Origin of the sequence: Parasutterella muris (assembly GCF_943193095.1) — a bacterium.
GTDB classification, from domain to species: Bacteria; Pseudomonadota; Gammaproteobacteria; order Burkholderiales; family Burkholderiaceae_F; genus Parasutterella; species Parasutterella muris.
Map to the genome: position 1 here is coordinate 106,377 of NZ_CALPCV010000002.1, position 11,965 is coordinate 118,341.

Sequence of the window (11,965 nt, forward strand, 5' to 3'; positions counted from 1 at the left end):
ACCTCCCAATTAACGGACTTGAACTGTACAGAGTTCTTCGCCGTCTTTAGACATAACGTGTGTGGCGCAGGCCAGGCACGGGTCAAAACTGTGGATCGTACGGAGGATTTCCAGCGGCTGGTCAGGAATACCAACCGGTGTGCCGAGCAGAGCGGCTTCATAAGCGCCGAGCTGGCCCTTCGGATCACGCGGGCTGGCGTTCCAAGTGGAGGGAACAACCGCCTGCCAGTTTTCGATAACGCCGTCTTTAATGACGCACCAGTGGCCAAGCGCACCGCGGGGAGCTTCGGCCGGGCCGACGCCTTTAAGGGCGCCCTGAGGCCATGTGCTCGGTTCCCACTTGCTCATATCGGCAGCGACTTCATCGCCCGCTTTAATGTTGGCTTCGAGGTCGTTGATGAATTCGAGCATCATGTCGGCAGCCATTCTGCATTCCAGGCCTCTGGCAAGCGTACGGCCGAGGGTGGAGAAGAGGGCTTCGACAGGAACGCCGGCTTGCTTGAGCGCCTGATCAACCAAGTCTTTCTGACGCGGCATGCCCTTCGCATAAGCGACGACCATACGTGCAAGAGGACCGGTTTCCATCGCGTGACCGTTCCAGCGCGGAGCTTTAATCCAGGAGTAGCGGCCTTCAGCACCGAGCCACTTGATGTCGGTCTTGGTGCCTTCGTAGTCAACACCGGCTTTGCCGAGATCAAAGTTCGGATCGGTGATACCGTCCCACGGATGCAGACCGGCGTCAGGCTGCGGATATTTGTACCAGGCGTGATCAACGAATTCCTTGATCTGTTCCGGATCCTTAAGGTCAACCGGATGGATTTCGTTGAGCTTGCCGTCGATGATGGCGCCGTTCGGCATGAGCAGGCTCTTTTCAGAGAGGTCATTGGCATACAGCGGGAAATCGCCGTAGCAAAGCAGATTCTGATTGGAGAGTCCGCCGCCGATCTTGAACCAATCTCTGTAGTAGTGGGCCATAGCCATCAAATCAGGGTAATAGACTTCATTGATGAATTTGATGGTGGACTTAGCCACATCGCGCATGAAGTTCATCCAGACCTGGTTGATCATGATGCCCTGGGCGCCGGTGTCGTTCATATTAATCGGGCAGGGAACACCGCCGACCAGATAGTTCGGATGCGGGTTCTTGCCGCCGAGGATCGCGTGAACTTTAACGATCTCGCGCTGGAAGTCCAAGCTTTCGAGATAGTGGGTTACGCCGAGCAGGTTCACTTCCGGAGGAAGCTTGTATGCGGGGTTGCCCCAGTAAGCGTTAGCGAAGATACCAAGCTGGCCGCTGGCAACGAATTTCTTCAGACGGTCCTGAACTTCTTTGAAGTAAGCCGGAGAAGAAAGTGCGTGGCTGGAGATGGACTGCTGCAGTTCGCTGGTCTTTTTCGGGTCGGCGCTCAAAGCGTTGACAACGTCGATCCAGTCAAGGCCGTGAAGCTGATAGAAGTGTGTCAGATGGTCCTGAGCGTAAAGGGTCGCATTCATCAGGTTGCGGATGATGTTTGCGTTCTTAGGAATCTTGATTCCGAGAGCGTCTTCAACCGCACGAACCGCAGAAAGGGCGTGAACGCCGGTACAGACACCGCAGACACGTTCCACGAAAGCCCATGCATCGCGCGGATCGCGTCCTTTAAGAATAACTTCGAGGCCGCGCCACATTGTGCCGGTAGACATTGCGTCGACAATGACATTGTTTTCATCGAGGACGGCTTGCATACGTAAGTGACCTTCGATTCGGGTGATCGGGTCAACAACAACTTTCTTGTTTGCCATTATTCATTTACTCCCATGTCCTTGTTGACTTCTTTTGATTTGGCACGAGCAACCGCACTGGCAGCGGCGTGAACTGCGACGGCAGCGCCGACGACGCCCAAAGCGGCCAAGCCGACTCTGTCAGCTGTGGCTTGGATACCCAGACCCCAGCTCGGCGGAAGGATAGTCGGTTCGTGAGCATAGAAACTGCCCTTATCCCAGAAGTTGTCTTCGGAACAGGCGATGCAGGGATGGCCGGATTCAACAGGCCAAGAGAGCATATCGTTCCAGCGGATTGAAGAGCAGGAGTTGTATGTGATCGGGCCCTTGCATCCGACTTTGTAGAGGCAGTAGCCGAGTTTGGCGCCCATATCGTCGAATTTTTCAACGAACTGGCCGGCGTCAAAGTGCGCGCGGCGATAGCATTTATCGTGGTTGCGCTGGCCGTAGAACATCTTCGGACGAAGCTGAGCATCCACCGGAGGCAGACGGTCATAGGTGAGCATGTAAGTGATCACGCCCGTCATGACTTCAGGAATCGGGGGACAGCCCGGAACACGGATGATCGGTTTGTCTTTGATCACGTCAGTGATCGGGACAGACTTAGTCGGATTCGGTTTGGCCGTGTTGATGCAGCCCCAGGAAGAGCAGGAGCCCCAAGCGATAATGGCTTTAGCGCCTTTAGCGACATGGAGGAGTTTTTCGAGGAAGGGTTTGCCGCCGGGCAGACAGAACATGCCGTCTTCGCCAAGGCAGGGAGAACCTTCAACAGCAAGGATGTAGTTGCCGTAGAACTTTTTCATCACATCTTCAAGGGCCTGATGGTCCTGTTCACCGGCGGCAGCCATCAGGGTGTCGTCGTAAGCAAGAGAAATCATCGAAAGGATGACGTCTTTTGTCAGCGGATGGTAAGAACGGATGAAGGATTCGGTACAGCAAGTGCATTCGAGGCCATGAAGCCAGATCACAGGTGTTCTGGGTTTAGTTTCCATCGCATGAGCGATGTCCGCTGCGCCGTTGGCTCCGAGCCCGAGGGAAGCGGCTGTCAGAGAGCAGAATTTAAGGAAACTGCGTCTCGAGACTCCTTGCCGCCGCATCAATTGATAATTAGTTTCTGTCATAGAAGCATCTTCTCTTTAGTTGCAGGGGCTGCCTTAAGCAGGCAGGGTTTAGATACACACGTATAAAAACTGTTCACCATTCTAAGCGTTTAACCTTATATTTGATAGTTGGCATTTAAAAGCAAAATTATTTTTTAATCATATAGTTATATAAAAAGCCTGGAATTAAATGTAACGCATTCCGTTACATAAAGTTAGAAGATAGACCGTTTTGGGAATAGGTATGAAGCATGGTCTTCTGAGCTCCAATGGATCGATCTTTTAGCTCTAGTACTCATAAGGTTGGTTTAATCGCGGATTCATAAAATTTAGCCTAACCCGTATTCAACTCATTTCATTCATGCCCAAGGACACTTCCAATTTGGAGCTCAGAGGTATTCGCTGCATCCGAGGGGAACGGCTTTTATTTTCTAAGCTTAGTTTCCGCTGCTCTGCAGGGACTCTGGTCAGGATCGCCGGTCCGAACGGAACCGGAAAGACGACGCTTCTGCGTCTGCTTGTCGGACTTATGCAGCCTCAGGAGGGCGAAATTCTTTGGAATGGGAAGGCGATTCTGAAACTTAAGGAAGAGTTCTGGCAGAACCTGATTTATATCGGTCATTTGAACGGCGTCAAGGACGAGCTGACCGCTCGTGAAAATCTCCTGGTGAACTGCGAGATCGGAGAGCATCCCATTACGGCGGAGCAGGCTGATGAGGCGCTGGAGAAAGTCGGGCTTGCCGGTTTTGAAAACAATTTAACTCGGCATCTTTCACAGGGACAGAGAAGAAGGGTTGCGCTTGCGCGTCTTTATGTCAGCCGGCATGCGCCGTTTTGGGTTTTGGATGAACCCTTTACCGCTCTGGATGTGAAGGCCGTGGACAATCTAGCCAATCTGATTGCTCAGCATGTCAACGAAGGCGGCATTGTCGCTTTCACGACGCATCAAGAAGTGCCGATCGCGGCAAACCGATCCGAGCGGATCGATCTTACAGGCGGACGCTGGCTGAACGCCTCCATAGGCAAAGGCCGTAAAGAGGTTTGATCATGCTGAGGTTATTTATCGCCATTGTCCGACGCGACCTGAAACTTGCACTTCGACTTAAGTCGGACGTACTGAACACGATTTTCTTTTTCATTGTTGTGGTCACGCTGGTGCCGCTTGGCATCGGTCCGGATCAGCAGCTGCTTCGCATGATCGCGCCCGGCGTTGTTTGGGTCGCCGCTCTTTTGGCTGCGCTTCTGTCTCTTCCGCGCCTCTTTAATAATGACTATGCGGACGGAACGCTCGAGCAGATGCTGCTTTCGGGAGAACCCCTGACCATTATTGTGATTGCCAAAGTTTTCGCGCACTGGCTGACGACCGGTATCCCGCTGACTGTCATTTCCGGTCTGTTGGCGCTGATGTTTGACTTGGAAACGGACGTGGCTTTGGTACTTATGAGCGCGCTTTTCATTGGAACTCCGGTTCTGAGTTTGGTCGGAAGTGTGGGCGCGGCGCTTACGCTGGGCCTGAGAGGCGGCAGTGTTCTGACATCTCTTCTGGTTCTGCCGCTTTATGTTCCGGTTCTTATTTTCGGCGCGGGTGCCGCTGAAGCAGTCTCGGTCGGAATTTCCGCGACCGCTTATTTCCTTATCGTCGGCGCGCTGACGCTGTTTTCGCTTGTGGTCATGCCGATTGCGACTGCGGCAGCCCTGAGGATCGCATCAGATTGATAATTTAGAGTGTATTGAGATGACTAAACCCTTATCACTTTTCACAACCGAGCGCATGTACGTGTTTGCCGGAAAAATGGTGAAACCGTGTTTTATTTTGGCGCTGATGGTGATTCTGGCCGCGCTGACCGTCGGCTTCATTATTGCGCCGGTGGATGCCACACAAGGCAACTCGTACCGAATTCTTTACATTCATGTTGCGTGCGCCTGGATGGCGATGCTGCTTTATGTCGTCATGGCGGTGTACTGCGCGCTGGGTCTGATTACCCAGAACCGTCTTTGGCCGATGATTGCTGCGGCTTTAGCGCCGACCGGCTGCCTGATGGCATTCCTTTCGCTCTGGACAGGTTCTCTTTGGGGCCGTCCCACATGGGGCGCCTACTGGGTTTGGGACGCGCGTCTCACAAGTGCTCTGATCCTCTTCTTTTTCTATCTCGGCTACATTGCTCTGCAGAACGCAATTCCCGATTGGCGCCGTGCCGATAAGGCCTGCGCGGTCATCGGCGTCGTCGGCGTGATCAACGTACCGATCGTTTATTTTTCCGTTCAGTGGTGGAACACGCTGCATCAGGGCGCGTCGATCACCTCTTTAGGCTCCTCGATTCATCCCATGATGCTTACCGCGCTTTTGCTGATGGTCGCAGGATTCTGGCTTTATACATTCGCTGTTACCTTTGCCCGTCTTCGCTCGATTATTTTGGAGCGGGATAAAAACCAGCCATGGGCTCAGGAACTCGCAATTAAAGGAGAACTCTGATGGGACAGTGGGAAAGCATTTCAGCCTTTATCTCCATGGGAGGTTACGGACAGTATGTCTGGGGTAGCTACGGCATGGTTTTATTTTGTTTTATCTGTGAAATTGTCGGTTTAGTCAGGCGCCGCCAGAAAGCAGCCAGAGAGCTGCTGATGGAAGCCAGAGCGCATCAGTCGGAGGAAGATCTATGAACTCGAGCCAGAAGAAACGTCTGAGTTTGGTCGCGGGAGGCGTCGTTATCTGCGGCGCTGCTGTCGCATTGGTTATGAACGCGTTTGAGGAAAACCTTGTGTTCTTCTTCTCGCCGTCGCAGGTTGCGGCGCATGAGGCGCCCGAGGGCAGAGCTTTTCGTATCGGCGGCTTTGTTCAGGAGGGCTCGGTGGTTCGACAGCAGGACGGCGTGACCGTACGTTTTGAAGTGACCGATACCGCGCACAGCGTTCCTGTGACCTACAAAGGCAGCCTGCCGGATCTGTTTAAGGAAGGAAAAGGCGTGGTTGCGCAGGGCAAGCTGATGAATGGTACTTTTGTTGCCGATCAGGTGCTTGCCAAGCATGACGAGAACTATATGCCTCCGGAAGCTGAAAAAGCCGTGAAAGAGGCGCATGAGAAAGCTCATGCCAAGAATGCAAAAAAGGAGCTCTAATAAATGATTCCGGAGTTAGGACACTTTTCCCTGATTTTGGCGCTGATCGCCGCGATGATTCAGGGAATTCTGCCGCTTGCCGGCACAGCGTTCGGCGTTAGAAGCTGGATTAATGTTGCGCGCCCGGCGGTTTTTGCCAACGCTTTATTCTGTCTGATCGCTTTCCTGTGCCTTGGCTGGAGTTTTTATGTGAGCGACTTTTCCGTGATAAACGTCGCAAACAATTCCAACAGCATGCTGCCGTGGTTCTATCGGCTGTCGGCGACATGGGGCTCTCACGAAGGTTCAATCCTTTTATGGACGCTTCTTCTTGCGCTTTGGGGCTTGGCGATCGCGCTCTTCTCGCGTCGTCTCCCTGACGAAGTCATGGCTCGCGTCATCGGCGTTATGGGTCTCATATCTGTTGGTCTGACACTCTTTATGCTTTTGACGAGTGATCCGTTTATTCGTCTTTTCCCGGCCGCCCATGAAGGCCGCGACCTGAATCCTCTGCTGCAGGACCCGGGTATGGTATTCCATCCGCCGCTGCTTTATATGGGTTATGTCGGTATGGTTGTTCCTTTTGCCTTCGCGGTCGCAGCGCTTTTAGGCGGCAGACTTGACGCGGCTTGGGCAAGATGGACGCGTCCCTGGACAAGCGTCGCCTGGATTTTCCTGACGCTCGGCATCGCCCTGGGTTCCTGGTGGGCTTACTACGAGCTCGGCTGGGGCGGATGGTGGTTCTGGGATCCGGTTGAAAACGCTTCTTTCATGCCTTGGCTGACGGCGACGGCTCTGCTTCACTCTTTAGCGGTTACCGAAAAGCGCGGAAGTTTCAAAATTTGGACAGTGCTGCTTGCGCTGATCACATTCTCGCTTTCGCTGCTTGGAACTTTCCTGGTTCGTTCCGGTGTGCTGACATCCGTGCACGCTTTCGCAACCGATCCGCAGCGCGGTCTCTTTATTCTTGCACTGCTTGTTCTTGTCATTGGCGGATCTCTTCTTCTTTTCGCTTGGAGAGCGCCGAAGGTCGGCACCGGCGGTTCCTTTGAACTCTTTTCACGCGAAGCGATGCTGCTCGTGAACAACGTGCTTCTGGTTGTTGCGATGGCCGCTGTTCTTCTCGGCACGCTTTATCCGTTATTCATCGACGCGCTGAACGCAGGCAAGATTTCTGTCGGACCTCCGTACTTTGATTCCGTTTTCGGACCGATCATGATCCCCGTCATTTTGCTGATGGGTGTTGGACCGCTGGTACGCTGGAAAGACGCCAATGTGACAGATCTGGTCAAACGCGTGGCATGGTGCTTTATCGCAGCATTGGTCTGCGGCGCGGCGATTCCTCTTGCTCTGGGCTGGCACACCTGGACATTTATCGGTCTCTCACTCGCTTTCTGGGTTCTCTTCACCTTTATTGAAAGCCTGAGAGAGGGTATTCGCAATTTCAAAGGAAACTTCTTCGGCAAACTGTTTAAGCTTTCCCGCGCCTGGTGGGGCATGTCGATCGCTCATTTAGGCGTCGGCGTCTTCATTGTCGGTGCCGCAATGGTCATGACCTACGCGCTGGAGCGTGATGTTACGATGACACCGGGGCACGATGTTTCTGTTGGCGAATACGTCTTCAAATTTAATGACGTCAAGACCGGCATTCGCGGACCTAACTTCCTCGCTGACGAAGGACAGTTTACGGTTTACAAGAACGACAAAGAAGTTGCGCAGCTGAGTCCTCAGAAACGCAAATATTTCTCGAGCGAAATGCCGATGACTGAAGCGGCAATCTCCTCAAGCATTACCGGTGATCTTTACGTTTCCATGGGCGCACAAACCGCCGAAGGCGCTTGGGTTGTTCGTGTGTATGACAAACCTTTCGTCACATGGATTTGGTGGGGCTGTCTGATTATGTCGCTCGGCGCGCTGATCGCAATCTTGGACAGACGTTACCGCGCACGTTCGCGACGCGCCAAACAGGCATAAAGGCAGGATTGAATTATGAAAATGAAATACATTATTCCGCTGGTTATTTTTCTGGCGCTTGCCGGCTTCCTTATGGTCGGTCTTCAGCATGATCCGAGAGAAGTTCCCTCTCCGCTGATCGGCAAACCCGCACCTGAATTTTCTCTGCCGAGATTGGACGATCCTTCTAAGAAGGTCACCAAGCAGGACATGCTGGGCAAGGTTTGGCTTATGAACGTTTGGTCCTCCTGGTGCGGCTCCTGCCGTCAGGAACATCCCATCATGGTCAAAATCGGAAAAGACGGACAGAAGATCGTGCCGATCATCGGTCTGGATTACAAAGACAAAGATGCTGACGGTTTGAGATTCCTTCGTCAGGGCGGAGATCCCTATGACTTTTCTATTAAGGATCCGACCGGCGAAGTCGGCATTGAGTTCGGCGTGTACGGCGTGCCTGAGACTTTCGTGATCGATAAGAAAGGCGTGATTCGCTACAAACAGATCGGTCCGATCACTCAGCAAGCCTGGGATAAGACCATTCATCCTCTCATCAAGGAGCTTAAAGCAGAATGATTAGAAAGTTTTTACTTGCCCTGATGCTGGTCGTGAGCGCAGCTTCCTGCGTCTTTGCCCAGCAGAGCACGCCCGCTCCTGATGTCAAACCGACAATTTTGGATCCGGTCGCCAATAAGCGTGTTGCGGAAATCTCCTCGCAGCTGCGCTGTCTGGTCTGTCAGAACCAGTCTATTGCGGACAGCAACGCTGAACTGGCTATGGATTTAAAGAAACAGGTCGTCAAACAAATCGCTGAAGGCAAAAGCAATCAGCAGATTATTGACTTCATGGTTGATCGATACGGAGATTTCGTTCTTTACAACCCGCCCTTTAAGCTCAGCACTCTGCTTCTGTGGGGCGGACCGGCGCTTTTCTTTGTTCTTGCGCTTGCCGCATTATTCTGGACTTTGGCAAAGCGCAAAAAACAGAAAGCAGTTCCGCTGACTGAAGAGCAGCGCAAGCGGGCAGAGGCCTTGCTTAAAGGTCAAATCAATAAAAAAGGAGACCATTAATGCTGACCTTTATTCTTTCTGCGGCCGGTATGACTCTGGTCCTTCTTTTGATTATTGCGATTCCGCTGATTGTGAACAACAAGCGGAACAAGGATGCCGATGAGCTGCCGCAGGTTAATCTGTCCATCTATCGCGATCAGTTCAAAGAGCTTGAAGATGAGAGAGCGCGCGGCGCGATTTCTCAGCATGAATTTGATGAGAGCCGCTCCGAGCTTGAGCGTCGTGTTTTGGAAGAGTCTGTTCCGGAACAGCTCGCTGAGAGTGGAAATTCCAAGATCGGCACATATACGGCGATTGGACTCTTCCTTTTGATTCCGCTTTTTGCCGCAAGTCTCTGGGCGGCTACGCAGCATATCGGCGATTTCCGTCTTGACGGAGGCCGCAACGAAGGAGTCGCGGACTACACCACCGGTCAGATGATTCGTCAGCCCGGTGAAATGCATGACATGAATTCTGCGCTTGAGAAACTGAAGGCGCATCTCAGAGAAAATCCCGGTGATCTCAACGGCTGGATGATGCTCGGCCGCAGCATGCTCACGATGAAGAACTACGGAGAGGCTGCCAGTGCGTTTGAGCGCGCCAATCAGATCGCTCCCGGAAACCCTGTCGTGATGACTGACCTTGCAGACGCGATCGCTATGGTTCAGGGTCAGGATCTGAGCGGCCGTCCCTGGGAGCTGATCAACGCGGTCCTTAAGAAGGATCCGACCAATTGGAAAGCTCTGATGATGGCCGGTTCCGATTACTTCAACCACGGCGACTACAGAAAAGCCGTGATGTATTGGGAGTTCCTGCTGAACAACATGCCGTCCAATGATGGACGTCGCGACGGTGTGATCGCAAGCATTCAGGAAGCGCGCCATCTGGGCAATATTGTCGGACCGGTTAAAAACACACTGGGTCTCGGCGCAGCTTCTGAAGACATGGAAAATCACATTCCTCTTATGAGCCAGATGACTAAGAACGGTACGGCGCCTCTCAGCCAGAGTCCGGTGCCTGCAAAGCAGGAAACGACAAAACCGACACATCGCATTTCCGGCGTAGTGGAAATTTCTGAAGCGCTGCATGAGAAGATGGGCGGCCTGGACACCCTGTATGTGACGGCTCGTCCCGCTAGCGGAGGCAGAATGCCGATCGCGCAGCTGAAGATAAAAGTGCTTAGCTTCCCGGTTCACTTCACTCTGGACAATACAATGCTCCCGCCGATGGACATGGGCGGTGGTACGCTCGATCAGCATGAAACAGTTATGGTGACTGCGCGCTTAGGAAAAGCCAATCAGACAATGCCCGCAAACGGAAACTTTGAAGGCAGCAGTGGTCAGCCGGTCAAAGTAGGCGATGAGAATGTCAAAATCACACTTGACTCTATCCTAGCCCGCTAATAAAGACGAGCATTGCAAAAACCAGGACGGCTTTACCTAAAGCTCTTCCAGTTTTATTATTCCTTATCTTCCGTTTTTTTATATTTTTTATTTTTTGCAGAGAGAAAAAATGCTTAGGAGAAAATTAATTCAAATCATCGGAGCTGGCGCTATTGCAGCCTCTCTGTATATGCCAAGTGCATTTGCGGCTCAACTGAGCACACCTTCTTTTACCATTGAGCTCAGTGGCGATTGGGAAAGCCAAAAGCTTCCCGCCAATATGGCTCAGCCTGGAGTTGAAACTTATCTGCTCGCAAGCAAAAAAGCCGGTGTCGGTATTCTCTTCAATATCATGAAATCCGATATGAAGCCAAAAGAAGCGATTCAGGTAATGGCAGACAATTTGAAAAAACAAGGAATGAGATTCACGATGAATCCGATCCAGCTTCCCGGTCAGGATGCCTACCAAATGGCTTACACCACCCGAAATGCCCGTATGAAGAGCACGGCTTATGTCGCCGGAAATGGAAAGCGTTTATCCAATATCACAATCATGGGACCGAAGCAGTCCGAAGGGCTTGAGGTTTTAAAGACATTGACGCCGAAAGAACAAGGCGTATTCCCGAAGTTCTAATTCGGAACTCTATAAAGAGGCAGGGTGCACAGGCGCTCTGCCTTTATTACTTAAGCTTGTACTGATAACGTACTTCCTGATAAATATTCATCGGCTCTACGCCTGTGGAGTGGGGTCTTTTGACGAGTCCGCTGCAGGCCTTGACCGCGTAGAGCGCGGCCTCGTCAAGTTTAGATGAGCCGGAACTCTTATAGAGCGAGGTATGTGTAAATACGCCGTTGGCGTCAACCTGAATTTTGTAGAGTGCGATACCGATAAGCCTTGCCGAATCCGGCATGAGAAATCGTCTCGCATGTATGCAGAGTGAAACGTCCTCTAGGTACTGTAGGTAAATCTCACGCTTCTTATCTGCAATTTTCTTTTCCGTCAGATTGTTTTCGGAGAGTGATTCCATTCCGATGGATTCGCCGCTTGGGGAAGCAGCGGCTGTAGAGGTTTCCAGTTTGACAATGACGTTCAGCGGCACATCTTCGGTCTCATATTTGGGAGAAGGAAAAAATATGAGGCCGAAACAATGTACGGCGATCGCGCAGGCGATACCGATCTTCAGAGTGTCGCTTGCCGTTTCATTCATTTTTCTGCCCTCGGAGCTGTGGCAACATGCAGTTTTTCTCCGCCGTGCTGACGCACTGTGTCCACAAGATAAATCATCTCGCCCGCAGGCGCTTTTGGATCAGCCATCAGAACGATCTGACCGGGTCTGGCTTTGAACTGCATAATAATTGAGGCGAGCCGTTCATCAAGTTCTTCTTTTTTCGTGGGAACGCCGTCACAGAGAAATGTTCCGTCCCGGTTGAGTCTGATTTCAACGACGCGTCCGGAAAGCGCTTTGGAAGTGCGGGCTGCCGGTAAATCAAAGTCAATAGAATGGACCGCGAAGCTAGCCGCGAGAATAAAGAAAATTAATAGAATGAAGACAACATCGATCAAAGAGGTGAGATCTGTTGTACCGTCCTGGTCCGCTTGCGGTTTAACTCGAAGCATAGAGTCCTCC

The 11,965-nt window shown here is 52.1% G+C and carries 14 protein-coding genes; 10 read left to right on the forward strand and 4 right to left on the reverse strand.

The genetic code is table 11. The features are described 5' to 3' along the window. Positions 1-9: 9 nt before the first annotated feature. Both NFR90_RS01465 and NFR90_RS01470 read right to left on the reverse strand, forming a co-directional pair. Positions 10-1,782 carry a nickel-dependent hydrogenase large subunit gene (locus NFR90_RS01465; protein ID WP_160334393.1) on the reverse strand — a complete coding sequence of 591 codons (1,773 nt, stop codon included), beginning with the start codon at positions 1,780-1,782 and terminating at the stop codon, positions 10-12. Further along, the gene (locus NFR90_RS01470) at positions 1,782-2,882 is read right to left on the reverse strand and encodes a hydrogenase small subunit (RefSeq protein ID WP_160334392.1); all 1,101 of its coding nucleotides are present in this window, start codon (positions 2,880-2,882) and stop codon (positions 1,782-1,784) included. Before NFR90_RS01470 ends, NFR90_RS01465 begins: the two co-directional genes overlap by 1 nt. Positions 2,883-3,222: 340 nt before the next feature. Between NFR90_RS01470 and ccmA the strand changes: the two genes are divergently transcribed. From ccmA to NFR90_RS01520, 10 genes are all read left to right on the forward strand, one after another. Continuing rightward, positions 3,223-3,906, forward strand: a complete 684-nt coding sequence (gene ccmA / locus NFR90_RS01475) for a cytochrome c biogenesis heme-transporting ATPase CcmA (protein WP_160334391.1) — start codon at positions 3,223-3,225, stop codon at positions 3,904-3,906. Positions 3,907-3,908: 2 nt separating this feature from the next. Continuing rightward, positions 3,909-4,577, forward strand: a complete 669-nt coding sequence (gene ccmB / locus NFR90_RS01480; protein ID WP_160334390.1) for a heme exporter protein CcmB — start codon at positions 3,909-3,911, stop codon at positions 4,575-4,577. Positions 4,578-4,596: 19 nt separating this feature from the next. Further along, positions 4,597-5,334, forward strand: coding sequence for a heme ABC transporter permease CcmC (gene ccmC / locus NFR90_RS01485; RefSeq protein WP_251449976.1), 738 nt, complete (start codon positions 4,597-4,599; stop codon positions 5,332-5,334). Continuing rightward, complete coding sequence (gene ccmD, locus NFR90_RS01490) at positions 5,334-5,522, forward strand: heme exporter protein CcmD (protein WP_160334388.1); 189 nt, start codon at positions 5,334-5,336, stop codon at positions 5,520-5,522. Before ccmC ends, ccmD begins: the two co-directional genes overlap by 1 nt. Beyond that, entirely contained in the window at positions 5,519-5,977 is a 459-nt protein-coding gene (ccmE, locus tag NFR90_RS01495) for a cytochrome c maturation protein CcmE (protein WP_160334387.1), read from the forward strand. The genes ccmD and ccmE overlap by 4 nt, the downstream gene beginning before the upstream one ends. A gap of 3 nt (positions 5,978-5,980) precedes the next feature. Beyond that, entirely contained in the window at positions 5,981-7,930 is a 1,950-nt protein-coding gene (locus NFR90_RS01500; protein ID WP_251449978.1) for a heme lyase CcmF/NrfE family subunit, read from the forward strand. A gap of 15 nt (positions 7,931-7,945) precedes the next feature. Beyond that, a complete protein-coding gene (locus NFR90_RS01505; RefSeq protein WP_160334385.1) occupies positions 7,946-8,482 on the forward strand; it encodes a DsbE family thiol:disulfide interchange protein in 537 nt (178 codons plus the stop codon). Beyond that, entirely contained in the window at positions 8,479-8,976 is a 498-nt protein-coding gene (locus tag NFR90_RS01510) for a cytochrome c-type biogenesis protein (protein ID WP_251449980.1), read from the forward strand. Before NFR90_RS01505 ends, NFR90_RS01510 begins: the two co-directional genes overlap by 4 nt. Then, positions 8,976-10,358, forward strand: coding sequence for a c-type cytochrome biogenesis protein CcmI (gene ccmI / locus NFR90_RS01515; protein WP_251449982.1), 1,383 nt, complete (start codon positions 8,976-8,978; stop codon positions 10,356-10,358). Before NFR90_RS01510 ends, ccmI begins: the two co-directional genes overlap by 1 nt. A 109-nt stretch (positions 10,359-10,467) precedes the next feature. Next, positions 10,468-10,971, forward strand: coding sequence for a Tat pathway signal protein (locus tag NFR90_RS01520; protein WP_251449984.1), 504 nt, complete (start codon positions 10,468-10,470; stop codon positions 10,969-10,971). 46 nt (positions 10,972-11,017) lie between these two features. Here the strand turns inward: NFR90_RS01520 and NFR90_RS01525 are convergent, their stop codons facing one another. Together NFR90_RS01525 and NFR90_RS01530 are read right to left on the reverse strand one after the other, a co-directional pair. Then, positions 11,018-11,545, reverse strand: coding sequence for an energy transducer TonB family protein (locus NFR90_RS01525; protein WP_160334381.1), 528 nt, complete (start codon positions 11,543-11,545; stop codon positions 11,018-11,020). Beyond that, positions 11,542-11,955 carry an ExbD/TolR family protein gene (locus NFR90_RS01530; RefSeq protein WP_160334380.1) on the reverse strand — a complete coding sequence of 138 codons (414 nt, stop codon included), beginning with the start codon at positions 11,953-11,955 and terminating at the stop codon, positions 11,542-11,544. The genes NFR90_RS01525 and NFR90_RS01530 overlap by 4 nt, the downstream gene beginning before the upstream one ends. Positions 11,956-11,965 lie beyond the last annotated feature (10 nt).